The sequence below is a fragment of the Phaeobacter sp. JH20_02 genome (assembly GCF_048056915.1).
Lineage (GTDB): Bacteria > Pseudomonadota > Alphaproteobacteria > Rhodobacterales > Rhodobacteraceae > Phaeobacter > Phaeobacter bryozoorum.
This window is the reverse complement of record NZ_JAYMVP010000001.1, coordinates 109,659-133,031: the sequence shown is the minus strand read 5'-3', so window position 1 is coordinate 133,031 and position 23,373 is coordinate 109,659. Positions and strand designations below refer to the sequence as shown.

Here is a 23,373-nt window from a genome sequence, read left to right as displayed (position 1 = left end):
TCACCCATGTCTTTAGTCTGTTGCCGCTCTCGCAGCCAAAAAGCCGCGCCGTCTTTGCGCTGCCGCAAAGTTCTGTCGGGTGTGACGAGCTAGATTAATCGCGACACCAAGACCTGCGGGATGCGCTGTCTTCCGGCTGCATCGGCGCAGGAAAGGACGCCTCCGCCCCTGAGCGGCCGGAGACCCCTATTCCACTCACAACGCCCGCCGATTTTGGGCTGATCGAATGATAAGGAGAGTGACAATGACCAAACGCTTCAATCCCGGACTTGCACCGACAAGCCGTCGCAACGTTTTGCGTGGGACAGTTCTGGCGAGTGCTGCGGCCCTGACCGGCGGACTGGCATCCGCGGCGAATGGTGCAGCTCGTCGGGCCGCTGTTCCGCCACTGCGCGGCGCGGCGCCACGGTTCATTCAGGCCGAAGCACAGGCTCAGGCCGAGGCGGCGCCGGTTGATCTCTCCGGCTATACCCGCGTCAAACAGGAGCTGGTTGCACCTCCCTTTGCCCCCAAGCACGAGCAGGTCGCAACCGGTGGTCCGAAAATCGTCGAGATCGAGTTGATCACAGAAGAGCGACTGATGGTTGTGGATGAGGATACCGGCGCCGAAATCTGGGCGTTGACCTACAACGGGTCGGTCCCCGGTCCGCTGATTATCGTGCATGAAGGCGACTACGTCGAACTCACTTTGCGCAATCCGACCGATAGCCAGATGGAGCACAATATCGACTTCCATGCCTCGACAGGGGCGTTGGGCGGAGGCGGTCTGACCCATGTCTTCCCCGGCGAAGAAACCGTCTTGCGCTGGAAGGCAACCAAGGCCGGCTGCTTCACCTATCACTGTGCGCCGGGCGGCGCGATGATCCCCTATCATGTCACGCATGGTATGAATGGTGCCATTATGGTGCTGCCGCGCGATGGTCTGAAAGACGGTGAGGGTAACCCGCTGCGCTATGACAGTATCGCCTATATCGGCGAGCAGGATTACTATCTGCCGATGGATGAAAACGGCGATTACCGGACCTACGATTTGGCCGGTGACGACTACGCCGACAGTATCGAAGCGATGCGCACTCTGGTGCCGACCCATTCCGTGTTCAATGGTGCGGTTGGCGCGCTGACGGGTGAAAACGCCCTGCGGGCCAAGGTCGGTGAGACCGTTCTGATGATCCACAATCAGGCCAATCGCGACTCGCGTCCGCACCTGATTGGTGGGCATGGCAACTATGTGTGGGAAACAGGGTCGTTCACAGATGCGCCGCTGACTGGCATCGAGAGCTGGTTCGTGCGCGGCGGAAGTGCCATGGCGGCGATGTATACCTTCGAACAACCCGGCGTTTATGCCTATGTGAACCACAATCTGATCGAGGCGGTTCTGCTGGGCGCCACAGCGCATTTTGTGGTCGATGGGGCCTGGAACAATGCGCTGATGGAACAGGTGGTTGCTCCCCGCAGCTTTGAAACCTGAACGGCTGCGCCGCCAGCGCTTGCAGAAGGAAGGCTCACATGACTGCCGCCATTTCGCACGATATCGGGAACCGGATAGCCCTGCTGGGTCTTGGCCTGGCTGTGGCGGCAGCGCTGATCTGGGCGCTTGGACAATATCTCCCTCGCGGGCCCATCGGGTCGGCGGGGGAGAGTGTCCATCCAGAGCTGGTTCTGGCCGCCATGGAGCCAGATGCTGGGCGCGGACTTTATGTCATGAGACATGAAGTCACCGTCGCCGAGTGGAACCGCTGTCACGCAGATGGGATGTGCAGCCTAAAGCTGCGCACTCGCGCCAATCAGGATGCAAAGACAATGCCTGCAACGGGAGTGAGCCATGTTGATGTGAGCCAGTATCTGGCGTGGATCAATGCGGGCAGTGATGGCGGCTATCGCCTGCCAAGTGTTGCGGAATGGGCCTATCTCGCGGAGTCGGTACTCCCAGCCGAGCCTGAACCGATCTTTAGCGATCCCGATCTTAGCTGGGCTTCGGCCTATCTCCTTGGTGAGCAGCGCAGCCGGACGCTGCGCCCCCAGGGCAGTTATGCAACTTCGCCTGATGGTGTTGTCGATCTGGATGGCAATGTATGGGAATGGACACAGGACTGCTATGCCGGCGAGTCCGGGGCCAGCCTCGATCGTTGTCCGGCGTATTTCGTTGCGGGCGAGCATCTGGCGGCAGTTCCGTTTCTTGTCCGCGATCCCGCTCGTGGGGGCTGTGCAGTAGGGTCACCCCCGGCGCATCTGGGCGTGAGACTTGTCCGTGATACGCCCATCTGAGGTTATTCTGCCCTAACTGCCGCAGTGATGAATCCTTGCAGGTTTGCGCGCATACGCCGGATCGGAACCCTGTCCAGGACACTGCGATAGGCGCTGCCTTCGATCAGATCGACAATCATCTGCGCCGTGCCCTCCGGATCGAGATCGCGGCGCATGTCACCTGTGGACATACCGCGTTCGATTACCTTGGCGAGGGCCGCAACCAGCGCGTTTCGATTGTCCAGAAACAACCGAGCGATATCGGGTTTGCGGATGGCCTCGCTGGTGATCTCCAGACCCAGAATAACGTTTTCAGGCACTGCGAGATATTTGGCATAGGATTTTACAAAACTGTCGAGCAGTTTAAGCGGCGGGCGCGCTTGGGTGAGCGCGTCGATAAACGGCGAGAGTTCCTGTCGTTCCAGCGCAGCGATTTCGACCAGCACATCATGTTTGCCGGGGAAATGATTATAGAGATTACCGAGGCTGACGCCGGCGCGCGTCGCGATATCGCGGACACCGGTCTGGTGATAGCCAGTTTCAAGAAAACATCTGACTGCCGCCTCAAGGATCTGCTGCCGCCGTTTGGCGGTGGTCTCGGTCCGGGTGAGTTTGGGCTTGCCGTCTGACATCAGTGTCCTGAGGTGAATGCTCTGTCGCGCAGCTGTGCGGGTCTGCGGTCTGCGGAGAGATGTAGCCTCCGCGCAACAGGCTGACAAGGTCGAGGCCCTAAGGGGTGTATTGCCGCCGCGCGGTTTGGCTGGGCGAATGCCCGAACCGTCCCTTGTAGTCGCGCGCAAAACGGCCCAGGTGGGAAAACCCGTTGGAAAATGCAGCGGTGGTGACGTCGGGTGTGTCGCGCTGCGCCATCAGTTGATAGTGGGCCGCATCCAGTCGCGCGTTGCGCAGTACCCGCATCGGGCTCTGCCCAAAAGCGCGGCGAAAGCCCTTTTGAAGGGTGCGGACATTCATGCCCGCATGTTCCGCAATGTCGGTCAGCTGTATTGGGTTGCTGAGATTGGCGTGGATGAAGTCCATCGCCGCGCGAACGCCGGGTGGCAGGGACCCGTGGTCAGCCCGTTCAATGATGTGGGAGATATTGCTGGGCAGCCGCGTCAATAGCTCTCGCGCCAGATCCTGTTCCACCCGGATATCCGAACCACGCAAACGCCCCTGGAACAAAATGCCGACTTCTGCCGCCTGAACGCAGGCACAGACCATCTGCCGCAGCCGCCGCCCGCTAGGAGCAAGCAGATCGACGCGGCTGGCAAAACGGATTGGCCCCGGCAGTTCTGCTCCGATCAGCTGCCGCGCAACCGTTTCAAGGTAATTCCGGTCGATCTGAAGCAGCAGCTTGCGGCAATCGGCGCTCCACCGCATCAAAGCGTCCCGATCGGGATTGAGCACCGTTGCAGTGGTTATGTCGGCCAGGATCTCGGCGCCGCGATGCCGGACGCTGGCCTGGCCGCAAAGCGGGATCTGCAACAGGTAGAACGAGTCCAACATACCGGGGTCAATAGTCACCTCGGCGCCGTAGTGCAGGTAATTGATCGAGCAGTGACGCCCGGCTGCGTGATTATGGCGGACCGCGAGATCCTGATGCCGTTTGGCGAAATCCAGCCGGTGATCGCAGAATTTCTGCCCCACCCGGTGGCGTGCCTCGTCCAGATCCCCGGTGCGCAGCAGCGGATGATTGCTCAAATGCTCAACTGTGTCCGGGTTGGCTGGGATGGCCATCTTGCCTCCAGATCAGAGGACTGCAGCTTAGATTGCCCCGGAGATATTTCAAGCCTCAACCATCCTGCCATCAATTGGGTTCGTTTTCTGGATAATCGAATGTGCGACGCTGGTGCAGTCTGGCGGCATTAGATCAATTTCAGGGAGGAGACGTCATGGAAAAAGGGATCACCAAGGCAAAAGACGGTATTCGCGGCATGTCCTGGACCGTTGTCGGGCAAACTTATGTGCCCAAGTTGCTCAGCACCGATGCCTTCATATGGGCTGCGGTTCTGCCGGCCGACACCTTTGTACCGCCGCATATCCATCCAACCCAGGATGAATGGATCAGTGTCCTGTCGGGGGAGCTTGAGGTGGAATTCTCGGGCGATGTGCATAAGGCGGGGCCGGGGGATACAGTGCGTATGCCCAAGGGCGAAGCACATGCGATATTCAACCGCTCCGGTGCTGAGGCGCATTGTATTTTCGGCGTCGCGCCCGCGCGCAAACTGTTCGACCTGTTCATTGAGCTGGACGGTCTGACCGACCCGGAGGAGCTGGTGCGTCTCTCTGCGCTGCATGAGGTCGATTTTCTGCCACCCCCGGCTGACGCATGAGCAATCCGGAGCGCGGGTGGGGCGGTGCCACCGTCCAACCCCGTTCCGGCAGGAAACACACCGGCCTGCGGGGAGGCAGGTGAGGGACAGAACGGTTCATCGCAGATTGGATCGAGAGGGGAGAACAGGACATGACAACACGCAAAACAGTTGCGGTTATCGGCGGCGGTGTCAGTGGTCTGGCTGCGGCCAAAACCTTTGATGAACGCGGCCACAGGGTGATCGGTTATGAACGCAGCCATGATTTCGGCGGTGTCTGGGAGCTGTCGCGGTCATACCCGGATGTGCAGACACAGTCGCCGAAGGATCTATATTGCTACACCGATCATCCGATGCCCGCAGATTACCCGGAATGGCCGAAAGGTCCGCAGGTTCACGCCTATCTGCATTCTTACGCGCAGAAACACGGGCTGGCGCGACTGTTCCGGCTCAACACTTCCGTTACGGCGATGGAGCGGCGTCAGGATGGGCAGCCCGGCTGGACCCTGACCCTGGAGGCCGCCGGGAAGAGCTGGCAACAGGATTTCGATTTTGTTGCGATCTGTACGGGTCAGTTTTCGGAAAAGAACATCATCACCCATCCCGGTCAGGACGCATTCATCGCCCGTGGCGGACAGGTGATACATTCATCTGATTATACGGATCCCGGCATGATTGTGGGCAAACATGTGGTGGTGCTGGGCGGCTCTAAATCGGCCACCGATATTGCTGTCAATGCGGCCAAGAGTGGGGCGAGATCTGTTCGGCTGGTCTATCGGGAGAATGTCTGGCGGGTGCCCTATTATGTCGGCGGCATCAACTTCAAGAAGCTGCTATATATGCGGGCGCAGGAGCAGCAGTTCAATCAATGGGGTAAGTCGCCTTTTCAACGCGGTATCGCCGCGCTGCTGAAGCCTCTGGTCTGGGCCAATTTTCGCGGTTTGGAGACCCTGCTGAAGCTGCAACTGGGTCTGAAGAAGCACAATATGGTCCCCACCACGCCGATTGAAAAAGAGGTGTCCTGCTCGGTCCCGATTGTGACTCCAGGTCTGTTTGAGGCGTTGAACGATGGCAGTATCAAGCCCGTTATCGGCACGTTTGAGAGCTATCAGGAGGAAGGTTTGCGGCTGAGTACCGGCGAGGTGGTGCCATGTGATGTGGCGGTGCTGGCGGTTGGCTGGAAGCTGGGTGTGCCCTATCTGGCGCAGGAGTATCGTGACAAGTTGATCGAAGACGATGGGCAGTATCGCGTTTATCGCCTGTCGGTGAACCCGGATCTGCCCGATATGGGGTTTGTTGGTTTCAACTCCAGCTTTTGCACGGTCCTGTCGGCCGAGATGATTGCCAATTGGCTGGTTCGCTATGCCGATGGCAAACTGGCTCACCAGCCCAGCCGGGCGGAGATGGAGCAGAATATCGAGATGATGCTGGACTGGCGCCGTCGGGAGCGACCTGCGGCGCAGGTCTATGGCGGTCTGTGTTCAGCACCGTTTCATTTCAAACACTTCGACGAGCTTTTGGCCGACATGGGAGCACAACAGCGCAAGCGCAAGAATCCCTTGGTCGAGCAATTCTCGCCCCCGGATGCGGCGGCTTATGGGCAGTTTCTGGCCTCGGCCCCGCAGTATCAGGCCGGCCAACGCTGCCAGATCGGGAAATAGGCTGGCGTCGAGGGGGCGATCATGGCTGCGTCCTGGACGCCGGGTTTCACAGCGCCTAAGCCTGCACGCCGCCCAGTCGGGCGCTGGTGTCTTCGCCCGCGTCGCCGCCTGCCATTCGCGCAAAGGCGGCGCGCCAGCCTGCGGCGAGATCAGCGAGATCGGCCAGGCTGGCGGCCTCTCCGGCTGTGATCTTGCGAGTCAGCCTCGCATGGGTCACGCGGTGTACGGTCCATTCGGGATGGCGCCGTTCGATAAGCCTGATCTCGTCGTGCGTCTGTGCCGCCCCCGGCTCAAGGACGCGGTAGTACCATCCGGTGCGGCCGGTCTTCTGGAACAGGTAGGGCATCCGCTTGTTCTGAGTATAGAGACCGAGTTTCCAGCAGGGCTGTCTGCCCTGGCTGATCTGAACGACAGCACTTCCCAGTCGCAGGATGTCTCCGATGCAGAGGGTGTCCTCAGTCAGCCCGTAACTGGCGATGTTTTCGCCAAAAGCTGCCGGAACCGCTGTCGGAGGCAGCTCGGCCTCGTCCTGCCACAGGCGGTAGTGCTCGCTGGCGTAGTGGTGGATTGCCTTGTCCGCTCCACCATGCACCGTCAGATCGGCCTGCGAGTCGCCGGTGAAGCCGTTGATGTCGATCATCTGAGATCCGGCGACTGGGGACTTGTGAATGGCGGTTGGCGGTTTGTCGGCCCATGGGCTGTGGACAGCGCCATGAAAAATGCCCGCGATCGGGGCGGATAGGTCAGGTCGTGTCATCTGAAAGCGCCTTATGTTCAACACATATTAAATCTCGATCGCCGGGCTGCAGCGGTAGCTGCAACAGGGTGCAATACCCATCGGCAGGGCCTGCGTCGTGATAGGCGCAGGTCCTGCACAGGCCAAAGGGGCGCCCGCCACGGGCTTCCAAAGCCGCACGCAGGGTCGCGCTGAGCGCCTCTTCCAACGCGGCGGTTTCCGCGTCCTGCATTGCGGTCAATGCGCCGCCGATGACCGAAGGCGCTTCGGCTAGTGCCTGCCCCTCAGCTGTCACGCCGTAAGAAATCGAACGCTGATCGCCAGTTGTTGGCTCTTCGCGCACGAACCCTTTTCGGGCGAGTGTCTTGAGCGTTTGCGACATGGTGCCGCGTGTGGTGCCCAGATAATCGGCCACATGCGAGGGCGCCCGTGAGTAGCGATTGGCGCGCGCGAGGTAGTCCAGCGCCGCTGTTTGGGCCGGATTCAGGCTGTCAGACCATCCCCCGGCGGCGTCGAGACGGGCCAGACGATTGATGAGCGCGCGGATGCGGTGATGTGATGTCATGAACAATTGGTATCGACTCGAAATCAAAACTGCAATAACTCTTATTTGGTAGCGAGTCGCTACGAACTAAGATGGAGACGAAAATGACACGATTTCTAGTGACGGCTGCGATCCTGGGCCTCGGTGCGGCGGGCGCAACCGGCGCGTTCGCCGATGGCGATCATGCCGTGCATCAGCAGGGCGCTATTATCTCGGCATCCGATGGGGGGAAGACGGCATCCTTTGATATTCTTGCGGCTCATGCGCACCGCAAAGGGAACACTGTCACCTTCCACATGACGACAAATGGCAGCGCTGGCGCGGATACGCCCGAAGCAGTCGGTTCGGTCGGCGGGGCTGAGGTTTTCTCCTATGTTTGGCCGACCTCGCTTGACCCGGCTGCCGTCGGGTTTGAGGCAGGCAGCGGAATACTCGCGCTGGCTGCAACCAGTCACCCGGACTTTGACGACACGCCATTGGTGGATGAAAACAACGACGGCGATACCGGCAACGACGGTCTCCTGTGGCACAGTCATTGGGTGGTTCTGACCCCGACCGAAGCCTGCGGGCCGGGCGCGTTGGCGGTGCGTGACATTCCAGAAGGCGCCACCCCGCAGCTGCCGGCCACCTGGCCGGGGCTTCCGATCTATCTGGATAGCCCGGGATTTACGCCCCTGTTCAACGGGCCGGAAGTGACTGTGACGGTCGGATTTCGCAGCGATGTGACTCTGGCTGATGTGGCGTATGATGGTGTTACGTCGGCCCTGCGCGTCAATGCAAATGTGCATGCGCCGTTGCTCTGCGTGGTGGATGTTTTCGATATTGCGTCGGGCGACCTGACCCTGCCGGGAAAAATCAACTGAACGCAAATGGCGCGGCACATGTGCCGCGCTACCTCATGCCTATGAACTATCGGTGCTGGGATCGTGATTTGAGGCGTTTCAATAGATTTCGGAACGGTTGCCCCGGCCGATGTTGGATCGGCAGGGGCCGGAGGTGATGAATACGATCTCTCGCCAACGCATTTGGATTTGCCATTCAATTCGAAAACCACTCATATTCAGGTGAACTGACTTAATCCCTGGTCCCACGAATGGCGGCGCATCATGTCCAGACGACACTACGACCTGCCGCCGCTAACCACATTGGCGGCCTTTGAAACCGCAGCCCGGCACCTGAGCTTCAAAAATGCGGCGCAGGAACTGTCTGTGACACCCGGAGCGGTCAGCCACCAGATCAAGGCTCTCGAAGGCGAGCTGGGTGTGGCGTTGTTCCAGCGGAAACATCGCGGTGTCGAGCTGACGCGCGAAGGTCAGGCGCTGTTTGAGACTTTGGCCACATCGTTCCGGCAGATCTCGCGGCAATTGTCTAAGACCCGTCAGATGGGCGAGGAAGATGCCGTGACCGTCGGATCGACGACGGCGGTCGCAGCCCTTTGGCTGTCGCCGGTGATCATCCGATTTTGGCGTGATTATCCGGATTTGAACATTCACCAGATCACCCAGGATCGACCATTTCACGACACGCGGGAGTTCGATTTCTTTATCAGGTATGGGCGTGATCCCGACGCTACGCTGGCCCATACGGCGATCTATCGGGATCGACTTGTCCCGGTTGCCCGGCCGGATATCGCCGAAGGACTGGCGGGCTCATCGCTACAGGATCTGGCAGCGCAGCGGCTGATCCATCTGCACAACGTCAGTCAGAGCTGGACCACCTGGGCCGACTGGTTCCAAGAGTTGGGTCATCGGGGCGACATTTCGGTTGGCACCCGCGTGACCAGCTATTCAGTGGCGTTGCAAATTGCCCGTAAGGGGGCGGGCGTAGCGCTTGGCTGGAAGCGGCTTATCCAGCCGATGCTCGACAGCAAGAAGCTTGCCATTGTCGGCAATCAGAGCGTTCCGGCACCGCAAGAGTTCTATCTGGTGGGTCTGCCGGATGATGAACTGTCGCCGAATGCCCGCAAGTTGAAAGCCTGGATCCTGTCGGAAGCAAGCCGCAGTTCGGTTTAGTCAGGCTCATTCATGAATGAGGTTTTCCCCTATTGAGCGGAATTGATCCGATCCTCCAATAGGGAAAAGCTCACGCCATGGAGAGTTCGATGAACACGCATACCCCCCTGTCGTCCGTGCTGACCGAGGTAAACACGGCAAACGGCCTGCCAAATGAACACTATGTTGACCCCCGCGTCTTCGATGAGGAAAAGCGCTCGGTTCTTTTTGCCAATTGGTCAGGAATTGGGTTTGGCAAGGATATTCCGGAACCAGGCGATGCCAAACCGGTCGACTTTCTTGGTGTGCCGCTGCTGCTGGTGCGCGACCGAAACGGTGACATCGGCGTGTTTCAAAACACCTGCCGCCACCGGGGTATGATCCTGGTGGACAAGCCACAGAAAATCCGCGGGGCCATACGTTGCCCCTATCACAGCTGGTGCTACGGGCTCGACGGGGCATTGCGTGCGACTCCGCATATCGGTGGTCCCGGGCAGAGTACCCATGACGATGTCGACATCAGCAAGCTTGGCCTGATCCGCGTCCGGGCGCATATCTGGCGAGACGTGATTTTTGTGAATGTCGATGGCGAGGCGCCCGAGTTCGCCGAAGCCCATGCCGCATTGCTGGACCGCTGGCGCGAATTTGAGACACCGATTTACCACGGTGGCGAAGGGTCATCGCTGAAGCTGGAGGTGGCAACCAACTGGAAGCTGGCGGTCGAAAACTACTGCGAGAGCTATCATCTGCCGTGGGTTCACCCCGGGCTTAACAGCTATTCGCGGTTGGAAGACCACTACAACATTGAAGAGCGGGGAAAATACTCGGGTCAGGGCACGCTGGTCTATCGCCAACTGACCGACGAAGCCGGTGCGAAACTGCCGGATTTCGACGGGCTGAGTGATCAATGGGATGAGGGTGCGGAATATGTCGCGGTCTATCCCAACGTTCTGTTGGGGGTGCAGCGTGACCATAGTTTCGCGATTGTTCTGGAGCCGAAGGACTGCGGGCATACGGTCGAGCATATCGAGCTTTACTATGCCAGAAGCGAGCGGGACACGCCGGAACTTGATGGTTTGCGTGCCTCTAATGCGCAGCTGTGGAAGACCGTCTTCGAGGAAGATATCTTTGTGGTGGAGGGCATGCAGAAGGGGCGTCACGGCGTGTTGTTCGATGGCGGCCGGTTCTCTCCGGTGATGGATGGGCCAACTCATAACTTCCATCACTGGGTGGCGACCGAGGTTCAGAAAGGTCGTGCAAAATGAGCGAGTTCCTGTGCCATGGAACGCGATGAGCTTGATCGCGCCCTGTTGCAGGCGCATGCCGCAGATGATGGCGCGGCTCTCGTGCGGCTCTATTCACTGGCCGCCGATTATGCAGAGGCGGCCGACGATATAGACAGGGCCTGTTTTTTCCTCACGCATGCCTTTGTCTTTGCTCTGGAACTCGGCGCGCCCGAAGCCGATCCGCTGAATGCGCGGCTTGCGGCACGGGGGCGCGTGCAGCGCCTCAGCTTCTGACATGTCACAGACGGGTATTTGTGCTGAAAAAACCGGCTGGCATGGTGACCTGTGCGACCGGCCACAGGCACCAAGCGGTTCAACCGATAGCGGAGGCAGTGTGGATCGCTGCTCCGTTAAGATAGGCTCTTGAAGGGAGCAAAGATGCGTAGAGAAGCACAGGCAGTTGTCATCGGTGGAGGGGTTATTGGGTGTTCAATCCTCTACCACCTGACCAAACTGGGATGGTCAGATGTGGTGCTGCTGGAGCGGAACGAGTTGACGTCCGGGTCCACCTGGCACGCGGCGGCAAATATCCACGGGTTGCATGACAGCACCAATATCAGCCGTATCCAGCACTATACGATGTCTCTCTACAAGGAACTGGAAGCTGAGACCGGACAGAGCTGTGGCGTATTTCAGCCTGGGTCCCTCTATTTGGCGCAGACAGTGGAACGTGAACACCAGCTGAGGTTGCAGGCCGCAAAGGCCAAGCTCTACGGGATGAATTTTTACGAGATCAGCATCGAGGAGGCCAGGCGCCTGAACCCGCTGGTCAATTACGATGGCATCCGCTGTGTTATGTATGAACCCGATGGTGGCAATGTGGATCCCTCTGGCGTGACGAATGCCTATGCCCTCGGGGCGCGCCAGCGGGGCGCCGAAATCCATCGTTTCACCCCTGTGACGGCGACCGAGCAGCAAGACGATGGCAGCTGGATTGTTAAGACGCCCAAAGGAGATATCCGCACGCTTTGGGTGGTGAATGCGGCAGGGCTCTGGGGCCGCGAGGTCGCGGCGCTGGCGGGGATCGAGCTGCCGTTGCAGCCAACTGAGCATCAGTATTTCGTTACCGAGACCATGGCTGCCGTGGCCGCGCATGGGACCCGCCTGCCATCCGTCAGTGACCGGGATGGTGAGTATTATCTGCGGCAAGAAGGGCAGGGGCTGCTGGTTGGCGCCTATGAAAAGGATATGAAGTTCTGGGCCGAGGAGGGCACGCCGCTCGACTTTGCACATGATCTCTTTCCAGATGATCTGGAGCGGATCGAAGAGAACATGATGAACGCCATCGAACGCCTGCCTGCGGTTGGTGACGCTGGCATCAAGCGTGTCATCAATGGTCCGATGATCTGGTCGCCGGACGCCAATGTCCTGATGGGGCCGGTGCCCGAAATTGATGGATATTTCTGCTGCAATGGCATTATTCCGGGTTTCTCGCAGTCCGGCGGTATGGGGCTGATGGCGGCGCAATGGATCATCGAGGGTGAGACCCAATATGATATGTTCGCCTGGGACATGGCGCGGTTTGGCAGTTGGGCGACCAAAGATTTCACCAAGGCGCGGGTGCGGGATCAATATGCCCATCGCTTTGCCATCCATTTTCCCAATGAAGAACGCAGCGCTGGTCGCCCGGCACGGACGCGGCCGATATATGAGCAACAGGCGGAAATGGGCGCGGTCTTTGGCCTCAACGCCGGTTGGGAACATCCCCTCTGGTTTGCAGAAGCGCCCGGCGCCAAGGATACCAATGGGTTCACCCGTCAGAACTGGTGGGGACCCGTTGGCGATGAGTGCAGAATGCTGCGGTCCCGTGCGGGCATTATCGACATATCCAACTTTGCCAAATACCGGTGTGCGGGGCCCGGGGCCGAAGAATGGCTGAACGCGGTCTTTGCCAATGCGATGCCAAATGCGGTGGGACGGTCCTGCCTGACGCCGCTGATTTCGAAACGCGGTGGGATTGCCGGGGATTTCACGGTGACCCGTGTTTCTGAGGATGAGTTCTGGATCATCGGATCCGGCATGGCCGAGCGCTATCACAAGCGATTCTTCAAGGAGGTGCCGCTGCCAGAAGGCACTATGTTCGTGTCGCTGACAGACGAGATCTGCGGTTTCAATGTCGCGGGGCCGAAATCACGTGAGATGCTGCAACGCCTGACAAATACCTCCCTCTCGACCGATGAGTTTCCGTTCATGCGTTCGGCCTGGATTGATCTTGCCGGGATTCAGGTGCTTGCACTACGGGTTTCTTTCACCGGCGATCTGGGATGGGAGCTGCATTGCAGGCGCGAAGATCAGCCGCGTCTCTACTCGGCGCTCCTGGCTGCTGGTGAGGAGTTCGGCGCAGGTCCTGTCGGGAGTCGGGCGTTGATGTCCTTGCGGATCGAAAAAGGTTACGGCTCTTGGAGCCGGGAATATAGCCCGGAATACTGGCCGCAGGAGGTCGGGCTGGACCGGCTTTGCAAGTTGCAAAAAGACTTCCTGAACAAAGCTGCCGCAGAAAAGGTCCTCGAGAACCCGGCACGTGAACGGATGGTTCTGCTGCATCTGGATGAGGCCGGAACGGCAGCTTCCAATGCCGATGCGACCGGCGGAGAGCCTATATTCAAGGATGGTAAGGGGATCGGCCGCGTAACCTCGGGCGCCTATGGATACAGCGTGGGCATGTCGCTGGCGCTTGGCTTTGTTCGAGAGGCAATGCCCGGTGATGCGGTGGAGGTCATGGTCCTGGGGCGTCCACACCGGGCGGTCATTCTGGAGCGACCGCCGTTCGACGCAGATGGTGCCATTCTGCGGGGCTAGCGTTCAGGAGAACGAATAAAGGAGGCCATATGGCCTCCTTCATCGTGGTGTCTTGTGTTCCTCGCGACGGATCAGAGAAGGTCGCGGACCTTCTCCAGCAGTGCGGCGTTCACGGCGACGCCTTCAGACGCGGCGCGTGTGCGGCAGCCACGACGACCATCGCCCGGCAGCCGTGCGCCATCCTGATCATGGATTGATGCGATCAGGTCGGTCAGCCGGTCGTGGAATGCGCCGCCCGAGGTCGCTGCCGGATCGATCGCAATGAAGAACTGGCCGGTTTTTGGTGGCCCACCCGCGGTGCCAGAGAAGGGGCTGGCGACGGAGCCGAGGGTCGCGCCGGTCATGGCAGCCGCCATCAGTTCAACAGTCAAGGCGATGCCGACGCCCTTGTATCCGCCGGAAGGAACCATTGACCCCTTGAGCCCGGCCTCGGGATTGGTGGTTGGTTGTCCGTCAGCATCCAGCACCCAGCCTTCGGGGACCGCTTTGCCCTCCCGGGCGTGTTTCATCACTTCGCTCTTGGCAATTGTGCTGGCGGACTGGTCGATCAGCAGCGCGGCATTCCCGTCTGCGTCGGGGGCCGCGATCGAGAAGGGGTTGGTGCCGACAACCGGCTTCGCACCGCCGGAGGGCGCGATCGAGGCGGGCGCATTGGTGAAACCGACGCCAAGCAATCCTGCCTGCGCCAGCCGTTGCGTGTGAACTCCGAGGACACCGCAGTTGTAGGAGTTGTTCACCGCCAGAACCGCAACCCCCATCTCGCGGGCCAGCGGGATCAGTTTTTCAAAGCCGAGATCAATGGCGCTATGGGCAAAACCGGTCGCTGCGTCCACTGTGACAACCGCCGGGCGGGGCTGATCCACAACCGGCTTTGCCTGACCATCCACCTTTCCACATTCGACATGTTGGGCATAGATCGGGATATAGGCCAGCCCGTGTGAGGCGACGCCATCGGCTTCGGTCATGGCGGTTGCAACAGCAAGGGGGCGGGCGTTGGCTTCGGAGGTGCCGGCCTTGACCAACACGCGGAAGGCCAGGTCTTCGATTTCGGCAAGGGTCAGGGTTTCGGTTGCGGTCATATCGGGCTTTCTGTTTTTCAGTCTTCGGGTCAATGCCGGGCTGACCGGCAGTCGATGGGTGGATCAGTCGTTGTCGCTGAGGCCGGCCCCGGCGCCGCGCAGGCGGCTTTCCTCGGTCGCCGGGGCAAAGGTGCGATGGGCAAACTTGCTCAGCTGGTCCCAGCTTGCGTTGGAGACGCTTGCGCGCATCACCGGTTCTTGCTGGCCGGTCATCTCCGCAGGGGCGGAGAATACCATCCGTTCCGCCAGCCGGCTGTGCAGCGCCTCGCTGGAGCCCTGCACGCAGAGCCGCTTGCCATCGGAGGCCAGGCGCGCGCCCTGCCATTCGGCGGCAACCGGTCGGCCCAGTCGCAAGGCCGCGCCGCCCATGAAGGGCACCGCCAGCAAGGGAAAATTGACGTTTTCCATCGTGATCTTGCCACGCTCCAGCAGGCGCACGGCACAATCGCTGAGTGCTGCACCGGCGATCAAGGGGCTCATCCGGCGGGCAGGGGCGTGCCAGACCTCGGCCCGCAGCGAAACGGGCGATACGTCAATCGAGGGAATGCGATCATTCATCGTCAGCAGATCTGCCAGCATCTCGGTGCCGGGAAACCCAAAAGACGAAAGCCAGCGCGTGCCCTTGGCGGCCTCTTCTGCCAATCCCCAGGACAGGCCTGCGCCACGGGCGGCGCGCTTGCTCATGGCCTCGATTTCATTCAACGAATGGCTCATGCCAGCCCCTCTTCCAGTTCGGGGAATACCCAGAATTCCGCGTTCTCAACGGTGAGTTCGGTGGGCAGCGGAGCATTGCCATACATGCAAATCCGCACCCAACGATCTGACCGGGGATCAAATTTCGTCGCGCCAAAGAATGCCAGCTTGCAGCGCAGCATATCGATCGGCAGGACCTGATCGGAAATCGTGTTGTCACGGATTTCCGCGTAGGGCGCGCGGCCGACGATCTGAACACGGCGCAGAACATGGCGGTGTTCGGAATGGCGCAACAGGAAATCTGCAACCTGCGCCTCGTCTGGCCAGTGGGCCAGAGCCTGGTACAACATCGCGGCATCTCGACCCGGTGCCAGCGGCTGCTCATATTCTTCGATGGGCTCCTCAAAGCGCTCACCCAGACGGGGTTCGAGCTTTTCCTCCGAAACATACCAGGCGCGTGCCTTGTTCTCTGGGGCCTGCCAGTTTGTGTCGATGGCCCAAGCGTATACGTCCCGCAGGATCTTGCGAAGATCGCCAATGGTCATAGCACCCGCAATGCGAAAGGTTGCGGTGTTATCTGCTGACATATCTTCGGCGAAGCCATCGACAAGCCCGCCGTAGGGCTCCAGCATCAGCGACGCGATCCATTCCTGACCCTCGAGCGAGAGCGTCTCTTCGGCCCAGCGGTAGAGGGCATCCCAGGGCTTCGGACCGGCCAGCGTCTGGATTTCTAGGTAGCTGGTCACCTGATCAGCGTCGGCGCGCAGCGCGCTCAGTTTCTGGATCTGAATCGGATGCTGTGACTGCCAATCTGCAATTGTCAGCTTGCTGCGTGCCACCAGAGAGCGGAACACAGCGATATCGTCCGGATGCGCTTCCTCGATATTGCGCACCGCCTGGATCGCCTTTTCGCGCGCCGCGACCCAGTTGTTGAATAGCACCGGGTGGTTGAGCAGAAACGGCGCCATTCCAAGGCCGGTGGAATTGCCGATCCCCATGGACCGGGCCAGATCCGGAGCCAGTTTTGCGGCGGTGGTGCCCTCAGCCTTGGCGCGACAATCGGCCATATGCTGGACCAGATCGGTGACAAACCAGCGGGTCAGGTAGACCGATAGCATCTCAACCTGGAACGGCGCACGGAATTCGGGGCGTTCTGCGATCATCTCGCGGTCAGCCGCACCCAGTTTGCCGGACCCGTAGACCGCCGTTGTCCGCATCAGATAGCCGACGGCGTCGATCTGCTCTGCGGAGGGCTGCTGGCCAGAGGCCAATGCGCCGACCACATGTTCCCAGAGGCGCACCGACCGGTTGGCACGGGATACAGAAAGCTCCGACCCGGACACACGTCCGGCTTCTTGCACGGGGATATTCTGTGACAGCCGGGCGATATCCGCGTCAGAAGGAATACCGTCAAATAGTGTGAAAGTGGCGTCCCAGGCCTCTGCAATCACTCGGTCGGAGCGTTTTTCAGGCGGCAGGTCGTGGGCAAAGGCGACCAGGGAATATGCGCGCTCCGGCCCATATGCGGTGTAGACTGCATGGCCCTGACCGCTGTCGTCTATGTCAAATGCGGTCTGTTCAAATCGCCAGCCTTCGCGCGCCAGACGACGGGTCAGCACCCGCATGAATGACAGGCGCGACTGGTGCATAGAGCCAAGGCGTGCCAGACGCATGACGGTGTTCGGTTCACGGCAGAGAATGTCGGTCATTCGGATTGGCCTTTGTAATCAGGTCGTTAGTCGTATCCCGTATGATCTGAACAGGTCGGGCAGTTTGGATGGGTGGGCCGGGCGCCAGCAGCGCCCGGCAGCTATTCAGTTCTCTTTGCCTTTTGCCAATGTGATGCGCAGAGCATCCCAGAGCGATGGCAGAAGAATAAGCGACACCGGAACCGCGGTGACCACGATGAAGCTCTGTAGTTTTGATACGCCACCGGAACCGACGGAGATCAAAATGACCGCCATCACACCCATGGCGATGCCCCAGAAAACACGTACGGCGATGCTTGGGGTGTCGCCGTTGGTCATTGTAGCGGAAATCACGTAGCTCATCGAATCTCCGGTCGTGGCCACAAAGATCGTGGTCAGGATCAAGAACAGGATTGAGATCAAGAAACCCATCGGCAGATTGTTCGTGATTGCCAGTAGTGCCGCAGGCAGGTTGAAGCCTTCGAAAGCTGCGGAGATGGTGCCGGGCTCAGCCAGTTCCATCGCAATGCCCGTGCCCCCGATGATGGTGAACCAGAAGTTGGTCACGATGGGTGCGATGATCGACAGCATGATGATGATGGACCGGATCGACCGTCCGCGTGACACGCGGGCAATGAACATAGCCATCAGTGGCCCGTAGCCCATGAACCAGCCCCAGAAGAACACGGTCCACCATCCCAGCCAGCCGGGAGCGCCGAATATGCCTGCATCACCGCGATAGAGCGCCATCTGGAAGAAGTTGCCCAGATAGGTCGTAAAACCTGAGAAGAACGATCCGAAGATGAAACCGGTAGGCCCGGCAATGAGCACATAGACCAGCAACACGGCGGCCAGGATCACATTGATCTTGGACAGCATCTGGATGCCGCGCGACAGGCCGGTCATCGCCGAGATCGTGTAGAGTGCCACCAATGCGCCGATCACCACGAACTGAGTGGCAAAAACGTCCGGGATGCCGAAGAGATCGGAGAGACCATAGCTCACCTGAAGCCCAAGAAAGCCGATCGGACCGACGGTACCCGCTACCACGGCGATGATCGATGATGCGTCGGCGATCACCCCGATGGGGCCGTTGATAGCCTTGTCCTTGAACACCGGATAGAGCAGCGTCCGGGGGGCCAGCGGCAGGCCCTTTTCATAGTGATAATGCATCAGCATGACCGTGGAGAGCGAACCGAGGATCGCCCATGCCAGAAACCCCCAATGCATGAAGCTTTGTGCGATAGCGGGGGTAACGGCGGCTTCGCTACCTCCTTCGGCCCCGTAGAGGGGAGGCGAGTAGAGGAAATGCGCAATCGGCTCCCCGGCAGCCCAGAACACGCCACCACCAGCAAGCAGAGTACACATGACCATGGATCCCCACTGGAACGTGGTGAATTCAGGCGCGGCCAGCCCGCCGAGAATAGCGCGCCCACCGGGCAGGACGCAGAGCAGCAAACCGATCAGAAAGGTCGCAAGCAGTAGAATTTGCCAGTACAGGCCAAAATAGGTCGCCGAGATGTTGAACCCCCAGTCGACCAGTGCCGACAGCCCGTCAAGATTGACCAGTGCTGCGGCACAGAATAGCGCGATAAAACCGCCTGAAAGCAGAAATAGCGGCTTGTTGATCCGGCTCTCCTGCGGTGTTGTCTCCATAGATGTCTCTGACATCTTTCCCTCCCATTGGTTGGCCCGCGCACTGGTCGGGCCGATATTTCTGTCTATCCCGGTCTTTAATCCCCCGATTTTGGACCGAAATTCTCTTCAAAGAAGCGATACCAGTTGCCTCCCATGACAGCTGATACCTCGTCGTTGTTCATGCCGACCTTGCGCAGCCCGTCTTCGATATTTCCGAAGTCGCGGTTGTCTTCGAACCAGCTGGGCATTGGCGGGAAACCCGGCGCGGATTTGGAGCCTTCGCCGTAGTCGATCTCCTTGGTCCAGCGACCCACACGCATCCATTCGACGACGCTGTCCGGCTGGTCCTGGCAAAGGTCAGTGCCGATCCCGAGATGTTCAACGCCGAATTTCTCAGCGGTTCGGGCAATCATCTCGCAGAAGCTTTGCAGCGTGCAGTTTGACTTGTCCTTCAGGTGATGCGGATAGACCGAGAAGCCCAGCATCCCGCCATGGCCGGTCACTGCGCGGATGACGTCATCCTTCTTATTGCGCAGGGCCGGCGACCATTCATGCGGGTTGGCATGGGTGATGGCGATGGGGCGGGTGGAGATCTCTGCCGCCTCGATGGTTGAACGGTCGGCGGAATGGCTCATGTCCACGACCAGGCCGACCCGGTTCATCTCCTTGATCACCTGCTTGCCCATGCGGGTGATGCCCATGTCCTCGGCCTCATAACACCCCGTCGCCAGCAGCGACTGGTTGTTGTAGGTGAGCTGCATGAAGCGGGCGCCGAGCGTGTGCAGGATCTCCACCAGGCCGATGTCGTCCTCTATCGGCGATGGGTTCTGGAAACCGAAGAACACTGCAGTGCGGCCGGTTTCGCGGGCCTTGTCGATATCAGAGGCCCACTGCCCCTTCATGATCAGGTCGGGGAACTGTTCGAACCAGCGGTTCCATTTTTCGAAGTTCAGGACCGTCTCGCGGAAGTTCTCATGATAGGCAATGGTGACATGGATTGCGTCCACGTTGCCCTCGCGCAGCTGGCGGAATATTTTTTCCGACCAATTGGCATATTGCAGGCAGTCGATACGATATCCGGTCATTCAAGCACCTCGGTTTTCAAAGTCCACTACCCGGCCTGTAATACCAGGCAGGATGCGCCCGCCTCGGGGGAAACAAGGAGGGCGGGCGCGTCCGCAAACTGGCAGGCCGGCGATGCGGCACTGCCAAGAATTCAGTCTCAGACCGGCTTGCCGGCGCTGATGTAGGCGGTTTTGACGGTGGTATAGAACTCCGCCGCGGCCTTACCCTGCTCGCGCGGGCCATAGGAACTGTCGCCGCGGCCACCGAATGGCACGTGGTAGTCGGTGCCTGCGGTTGGCAGGTTGACAGTGACCACACCGGTGCGCGCGTTGCGGCGGAAGTGGGTGGCGCGGGCCAGCGACTGGGTGACAATGCCCGAGGTCAGGCCGAAGTTGGTGTCATTCACCACCGACAGCGCCTCGTCATAGCTGCCGACCTTGATCACGCTGGTCAGCGGCGCGAACATTTCCTCGCGGTTGATGCGCATGTCGTTGGTGGTGTTGAGGAAAACGCCGGGGGACATGTAGAAACCCTCGTGCGGCATCTCCAGGCGCTGGCCGCCGCAGGCCAGTTCAGCACCTTCAGAAGTGCCAATGTCCACATAGGCCAGGTTCTCATTCAGTTGCTGTTCGCTGACCACCGGCCCCATCTGCACGCCCGCTTCCAGCGCGTGGCCCACTTTCATGGCCTGTGCCCCGGCGACAAGCTTGTCGACAAAGGCATCATGAATGGCCGCGTGGACCACGAGCCGGGAGGAGGCGGTGCATTTCTGTCCGGTGCCGCCAAAGGCGCCGCCGAGGGCCAGCGTGACGGCCAGATCCAGATCTGCGTCGTCCATCACCGCCAGCGCGTTCTTGGAGCCCATCTCCATCTGCACCTTGGTCAGGTTCTGGATGGCGGCGGCAGCAATCCCTTTGCCCACCGGCACCGAGCCGGTGAAGGAGATCGCGTTCACTTTGGGGCTTTCGACCAGACGCTGGCCGATGGAACGGCCGGAGCCCATGACCAGCGAGAACAGGCCCTTGGGGATATCCTGCCGGTTGATGATCTCGGCCAGCGCGACGGCTGATGCCGGGGTGATGTTGGCCGGTTTCCACACCACGGCGTTGCCATAGCAAAGCGCCGGCGCGATTTTCCAGGAGGCGGTAGCAGTCGGGAAGTTCCAAGGGCTGATGATCGCCACCGTACCGACCGCTTCCCGGCGCACATCCACCTCGATGTCGGGACGCACGGAGTCGGCGTTTTCCCCGATTTGGCGGAGGCATTCGGCGGCGTAATAGGTGAAGAACTGGCCGGCGCGGTAAACTTCGCCTTTACCCTCGGCCAGCGGCTTGCCTTCTTCACGGCTCAGGAGCGTGCCGAGTTCTTCGGCGCGGGCCATCATCTCGTTGCCGATTGCGTTCAGCACGGCCTGCTTACGCTCAAGCCCATAGGCTGCCCATTCACGCTGGGCCACCTGCGCCTGGTCCAATGTCGCATCCAGTTGATCGGCGCTGGCCTGCGCGAAGATACCAACGAGGTCGCTCAAATCCGATGGGTTGCGGTTCTCAACTTCGCTCTCACCAGCCAGCCATTCACCGGCAATCAGGTTCTTTTGGATATCAGTCATGGTCGGAGGCCTCACACAGAATTCAGTTTCCATGGGTATGGACATGCGCGGCCACTTCAATCAAACTCAAATTACTGAACATCATTTCAGAAACTCTGAAGTTAGTGCTCATGGCTTTGAAAATTGAATTGCTCCGCGGTTTTGCTGCAGTCGCTCGAAGTGGAAACCTGAGTGATGCTGCCGGTATTCTTGGGCGCACGCCCTCTGCCGTATCGATGATGCTCAAGCAGCTGGAAACCCATCTTGGCGAACCGCTGTTTGAAACCGACCGTAAGAACAGGCTGACCGCCCTTGGGGCCTTTGTGCTGGAACAAGCAGAGCGCGAGTTGCAGCAATACGATACGATGGTCAAAGCCATAGAGGGCTATGCCAAGGCCACCCACGGACATGTCCGCATAGCCACGGTTCCATCGGTCGCCGGCACCGTCATGCCCTTGGTCTTTTCCAGGTACATCAACGATTTCAAGAATGTAGATATTGAGTTGCGAGATATGGACTCGATCTCGGTTCTGCATGAGCTGTCCCGTGAACGCATCGACATCGGCATTGCAACACTAGGCCAGAACAGCTCTGGATTGCACAGCCAGCATCTGCTGTCGGATGCGTTCGGAGTGATCTGCGCACCCAGTCACCCGCTGGCGCAGGAGCAGGGGAAAATCGAATGGGAGATGCTGCGCAACGAAAGGCTGATCGCCAATAGCCTGTCGGCCAGCATCAAGGCGGAGCAATCCAGAGAGCTGCACGACAGGGCGCTGTTGAAGGCACAGAACCTGACCTCCATCATGGCTATGGTGCAGGCTGAAATCGGGGTAACTATTTTGCCGGAGATGGCCGCGCGAGCCGCGAATGCGACGGGGCTGGCGTTCCGACCATTGGCTGATTCGCTTGCGACTCGCCAGATCCACCTGCTTCGGAAAACCGATACGGCGCTGTCTCCTGCGGCCCGTTTGCTGGAAAAACACATCCTGAGCTGTGCTGCCGAATTGACCAAAGGAGGCCTGTCGTGACCCTAACCAAGACGCCGCTTACGCTTGGCATTATGATCTTTCCCGGTTTCCCTATGGCTTGCCTGACGTCTTGCATCGAGCCACTGAGGGCTGCCAATGAAATCGCCGGGAAGGAGGCGTTTCGCTGGACTGTTGTTGCCGAAACAACGGAGCCGGTCGCGTCCTCGGCAGGGGTGACGTTCAGCCCGGATCGTATGCTGGCCGATCTTACGGATCACGATTATCTGTTCTTTGCGGCGGGTCCTAATGCGCGCTTTGATCAATCGGCGCGTGCCAATGCTGCGCTCCAGCGGCTTACCCGGAACAAGACCCGACTTGGCGCCTTCAGCGGGGGGGTGTTTCCGCTGGCACGCACCGGTTTGGTCGGGAGCGACCCGCTCTCGGTTCACTGGTGCTATGAGGCTGCTTTTGAAGCGGAATTTCCTGAGATCGAGAGGCTGAGCACAGTGATCTGCGATGAGGGGGCTTTCACCACGATTTCCGGGGCGACGGCGGTTTTCGACTATATGTTGACACTGATAGAAGACCATTTGGGCGGCGATATTATGGCCGAAGTTGCCTGCTGGTTTCAGCATCCATATGTGCGCAGCGCCACGACGTCGCAAAAGACACCCGCGTTTTCAACAGCCAAGAGCAAGGATCTGCTGCCCAAGAAGGTGACGCAGGCCATTGAACATTTTGCCGAGCATATCGAAGACCCTATTCAAATCAGCGATGTAGCGAATGCCATTGGTGTATCGGCGCGATCCCTCGAACGCAGTTTCAAGGAGGCGACGGGTCAGAGCCCGCTGAAATACTATCGGATGATGCGGATGAATCAGGCGCGGCAACTGGTGCTGTATTCCAGCACCTCGGTCACCGAAATCGCCTATATGGTAGGTTACAGCACGCCGGGCGCGTTCCTGCGGATCTACCGCGAGAGCTTTGGCGTCACGCCGATCAATGATCGCCGGGCGAAAAACTCCCTCCGCGTAAAAAGCGGCGACGCCCTGCCTGCGGGATAGGTCACCGCAGACAGGCG

21 protein-coding genes are annotated in these 23,373 nt (G+C 59.7%); 11 read left to right on the top strand and 10 right to left on the bottom strand.

Annotation, left to right across the window (positions count from 1 at the left end):
* Window positions 1–244: 244 nt before the first annotated feature.
* Together nirK and VWY34_RS00640 are read left to right on the top strand one after the other, a co-directional pair.
* Window positions 245–1,468: a copper-containing nitrite reductase gene (gene nirK, locus VWY34_RS00645; protein WP_340547701.1), complete on the top strand. Its 1,224-nt coding sequence runs from the start codon at window positions 245–247 to the stop codon at window positions 1,466–1,468.
* A 38-nt stretch (window positions 1,469–1,506) separates the two neighbouring features.
* Window positions 1,507–2,265, top strand: coding sequence for a formylglycine-generating enzyme family protein (locus tag VWY34_RS00640; RefSeq protein WP_416545064.1), 759 nt, complete (start codon window positions 1,507–1,509; stop codon window positions 2,263–2,265).
* Between the two features lie 2 nt (window positions 2,266–2,267).
* Here the strand turns inward: VWY34_RS00640 and VWY34_RS00635 are convergent, their stop codons facing one another.
* Window positions 2,268–2,876: a TetR/AcrR family transcriptional regulator gene (locus VWY34_RS00635; RefSeq protein ID WP_416535496.1), complete on the bottom strand. Its 609-nt coding sequence runs from the start codon at window positions 2,874–2,876 to the stop codon at window positions 2,268–2,270.
* Window positions 2,877–2,973: 97 nt separating this feature from the next.
* The gene (locus tag VWY34_RS00630) at window positions 2,974–3,981 is read right to left on the bottom strand and encodes an AraC family transcriptional regulator (protein ID WP_416545062.1); all 1,008 of its coding nucleotides are present in this window, start codon (window positions 3,979–3,981) and stop codon (window positions 2,974–2,976) included.
* Window positions 3,982–4,136: 155 nt separating this feature from the next.
* On the opposite strand from VWY34_RS00630, the gene VWY34_RS00625 reads away from it, so the two are divergent.
* Window positions 4,137–4,577 (top strand): cupin domain-containing protein, encoded by a 441-nt coding sequence (locus tag VWY34_RS00625; protein ID WP_416545060.1) that lies wholly within the window; start codon window positions 4,137–4,139, stop codon window positions 4,575–4,577.
* Window positions 4,578–4,708: 131 nt separating this feature from the next.
* Window positions 4,709–6,217 carry a flavin-containing monooxygenase gene (locus VWY34_RS00620; RefSeq protein WP_416545058.1) on the top strand — a complete coding sequence of 503 codons (1,509 nt, stop codon included), beginning with the start codon at window positions 4,709–4,711 and terminating at the stop codon, window positions 6,215–6,217.
* A 55-nt stretch (window positions 6,218–6,272) separates the two neighbouring features.
* Here the strand turns inward: VWY34_RS00620 and VWY34_RS00615 are convergent, their stop codons facing one another.
* Complete coding sequence (locus VWY34_RS00615; protein ID WP_416545056.1) at window positions 6,273–6,974, bottom strand: MOSC domain-containing protein; 702 nt, start codon at window positions 6,972–6,974, stop codon at window positions 6,273–6,275.
* On the bottom strand, window positions 6,961–7,518 hold the full coding sequence (locus VWY34_RS00610; protein ID WP_416545054.1) for a MarR family winged helix-turn-helix transcriptional regulator: 558 nt from the start codon (window positions 7,516–7,518) through the stop codon (window positions 6,961–6,963). Before VWY34_RS00610 ends, VWY34_RS00615 begins: the two co-directional genes overlap by 14 nt.
* Window positions 7,519–7,601: 83 nt before the next feature.
* Here VWY34_RS00610 and VWY34_RS00605 point away from each other — a divergent pair, with 83 nt between their 5' ends.
* The 5 genes from VWY34_RS00605 (at window position 7,602) to VWY34_RS00585 (ending at window position 13,573) form a co-directional block, all read left to right on the top strand.
* Window positions 7,602–8,360 (top strand): hypothetical protein, encoded by a 759-nt coding sequence (locus tag VWY34_RS00605; protein WP_416539616.1) that lies wholly within the window; start codon window positions 7,602–7,604, stop codon window positions 8,358–8,360.
* Window positions 8,361–8,603: 243 nt separating this feature from the next.
* Entirely contained in the window at window positions 8,604–9,509 is a 906-nt protein-coding gene (locus VWY34_RS00600) for a LysR substrate-binding domain-containing protein (RefSeq protein ID WP_416545052.1), read from the top strand.
* Between the two features lie 89 nt (window positions 9,510–9,598).
* Window positions 9,599–10,753: an aromatic ring-hydroxylating oxygenase subunit alpha gene (locus VWY34_RS00595; protein ID WP_416545050.1), complete on the top strand. Its 1,155-nt coding sequence runs from the start codon at window positions 9,599–9,601 to the stop codon at window positions 10,751–10,753.
* A 15-nt stretch (window positions 10,754–10,768) separates the two neighbouring features.
* On the top strand, window positions 10,769–11,008 hold the full coding sequence (locus VWY34_RS00590) for a hypothetical protein (RefSeq protein WP_340547690.1): 240 nt from the start codon (window positions 10,769–10,771) through the stop codon (window positions 11,006–11,008).
* A gap of 144 nt (window positions 11,009–11,152) precedes the next feature.
* Window positions 11,153–13,573 (top strand): GcvT family protein, encoded by a 2,421-nt coding sequence (locus VWY34_RS00585; RefSeq protein WP_416545048.1) that lies wholly within the window; start codon window positions 11,153–11,155, stop codon window positions 13,571–13,573.
* Window positions 13,574–13,644: 71 nt separating this feature from the next.
* Here the strand turns inward: VWY34_RS00585 and VWY34_RS00580 are convergent, their stop codons facing one another.
* The 6 genes from VWY34_RS00580 to VWY34_RS00555 form a co-directional block, all read right to left on the bottom strand.
* Window positions 13,645–14,652, bottom strand: a complete 1,008-nt coding sequence (locus VWY34_RS00580; RefSeq protein ID WP_416545046.1) for an Ldh family oxidoreductase — start codon at window positions 14,650–14,652, stop codon at window positions 13,645–13,647.
* A gap of 63 nt (window positions 14,653–14,715) precedes the next feature.
* Window positions 14,716–15,366 carry a DUF3726 domain-containing protein gene (locus VWY34_RS00575; RefSeq protein WP_416545044.1) on the bottom strand — a complete coding sequence of 217 codons (651 nt, stop codon included), beginning with the start codon at window positions 15,364–15,366 and terminating at the stop codon, window positions 14,716–14,718.
* Window positions 15,363–17,054, bottom strand: a complete 1,692-nt coding sequence (locus VWY34_RS00570) for a hypothetical protein (protein WP_340547686.1) — start codon at window positions 17,052–17,054, stop codon at window positions 15,363–15,365. Before VWY34_RS00570 ends, VWY34_RS00575 begins: the two co-directional genes overlap by 4 nt.
* 105 nt (window positions 17,055–17,159) lie before the next feature.
* Window positions 17,160–18,704 (bottom strand): BCCT family transporter, encoded by a 1,545-nt coding sequence (locus VWY34_RS00565; RefSeq protein WP_340547685.1) that lies wholly within the window; start codon window positions 18,702–18,704, stop codon window positions 17,160–17,162.
* 62 nt (window positions 18,705–18,766) lie between these two features.
* Complete coding sequence (locus VWY34_RS00560) at window positions 18,767–19,756, bottom strand: membrane dipeptidase (protein ID WP_416548981.1); 990 nt, start codon at window positions 19,754–19,756, stop codon at window positions 18,767–18,769.
* Between the two features lie 137 nt (window positions 19,757–19,893).
* The gene (locus tag VWY34_RS00555) at window positions 19,894–21,345 is read right to left on the bottom strand and encodes an aldehyde dehydrogenase family protein (RefSeq protein WP_416545041.1); all 1,452 of its coding nucleotides are present in this window, start codon (window positions 21,343–21,345) and stop codon (window positions 19,894–19,896) included.
* A gap of 110 nt (window positions 21,346–21,455) precedes the next feature.
* Between VWY34_RS00555 and VWY34_RS00550 the strand changes: the two genes are divergently transcribed.
* Both VWY34_RS00550 and VWY34_RS00545 read left to right on the top strand, forming a co-directional pair.
* Window positions 21,456–22,352, top strand: coding sequence for a LysR family transcriptional regulator (locus VWY34_RS00550; RefSeq protein WP_340547682.1), 897 nt, complete (start codon window positions 21,456–21,458; stop codon window positions 22,350–22,352).
* A complete protein-coding gene (locus VWY34_RS00545) occupies window positions 22,349–23,356 on the top strand; it encodes a GlxA family transcriptional regulator (protein WP_416545039.1) in 1,008 nt (335 codons plus the stop codon). Before VWY34_RS00550 ends, VWY34_RS00545 begins: the two co-directional genes overlap by 4 nt.
* Window positions 23,357–23,373 lie beyond the last annotated feature (17 nt).

Excerpts from the sequence above, each read along its gene's own strand:
- VWY34_RS00555 (WP_416545041.1), bottom strand. The coding sequence starts at position 21,345 with ATGACTGATATCCAAAAGAACCTGATTGCCGGTGAATGGCTGGCTGGT.
- VWY34_RS00620 (WP_416545058.1), top strand. The coding sequence starts at position 4,709 with ATGACAACACGCAAAACAGTTGCGGTTATCGGCGGCGGTGTCAGTGGT.
- VWY34_RS00640 (WP_416545064.1), top strand. The coding sequence starts at position 1,507 with ATGACTGCCGCCATTTCGCACGATATCGGGAACCGGATAGCCCTGCTG.
- VWY34_RS00560 (WP_416548981.1), bottom strand. The coding sequence starts at position 19,756 with ATGACCGGATATCGTATCGACTGCCTGCAATATGCCAATTGGTCGGAA.
- VWY34_RS00585 (WP_416545048.1), top strand. The coding sequence starts at position 11,153 with ATGCGTAGAGAAGCACAGGCAGTTGTCATCGGTGGAGGGGTTATTGGG.
- VWY34_RS00610 (WP_416545054.1), bottom strand. The coding sequence starts at position 7,518 with ATGACATCACATCACCGCATCCGCGCGCTCATCAATCGTCTGGCCCGT.
- VWY34_RS00635 (WP_416535496.1), bottom strand. The coding sequence starts at position 2,876 with ATGTCAGACGGCAAGCCCAAACTCACCCGGACCGAGACCACCGCCAAA.
- VWY34_RS00590 (WP_340547690.1), top strand. The coding sequence starts at position 10,769 with ATGGAACGCGATGAGCTTGATCGCGCCCTGTTGCAGGCGCATGCCGCA.
- VWY34_RS00600 (WP_416545052.1), top strand. The coding sequence starts at position 8,604 with ATGTCCAGACGACACTACGACCTGCCGCCGCTAACCACATTGGCGGCC.
- VWY34_RS00615 (WP_416545056.1), bottom strand. The coding sequence starts at position 6,974 with ATGACACGACCTGACCTATCCGCCCCGATCGCGGGCATTTTTCATGGC.
- VWY34_RS00625 (WP_416545060.1), top strand. The coding sequence starts at position 4,137 with ATGGAAAAAGGGATCACCAAGGCAAAAGACGGTATTCGCGGCATGTCC.
- VWY34_RS00580 (WP_416545046.1), bottom strand. The coding sequence starts at position 14,652 with ATGACCGCAACCGAAACCCTGACCCTTGCCGAAATCGAAGACCTGGCC.
- VWY34_RS00565 (WP_340547685.1), bottom strand. The coding sequence starts at position 18,704 with ATGTCAGAGACATCTATGGAGACAACACCGCAGGAGAGCCGGATCAAC.
- VWY34_RS00595 (WP_416545050.1), top strand. The coding sequence starts at position 9,599 with ATGAACACGCATACCCCCCTGTCGTCCGTGCTGACCGAGGTAAACACG.
- nirK (WP_340547701.1), top strand. The coding sequence starts at position 245 with ATGACCAAACGCTTCAATCCCGGACTTGCACCGACAAGCCGTCGCAAC.
- VWY34_RS00570 (WP_340547686.1), bottom strand. The coding sequence starts at position 17,054 with ATGACCGACATTCTCTGCCGTGAACCGAACACCGTCATGCGTCTGGCA.
- VWY34_RS00605 (WP_416539616.1), top strand. The coding sequence starts at position 7,602 with ATGACACGATTTCTAGTGACGGCTGCGATCCTGGGCCTCGGTGCGGCG.
- VWY34_RS00550 (WP_340547682.1), top strand. The coding sequence starts at position 21,456 with ATGGCTTTGAAAATTGAATTGCTCCGCGGTTTTGCTGCAGTCGCTCGA.
- VWY34_RS00630 (WP_416545062.1), bottom strand. The coding sequence starts at position 3,981 with ATGGCCATCCCAGCCAACCCGGACACAGTTGAGCATTTGAGCAATCAT.
- VWY34_RS00575 (WP_416545044.1), bottom strand. The coding sequence starts at position 15,366 with ATGAGCCATTCGTTGAATGAAATCGAGGCCATGAGCAAGCGCGCCGCC.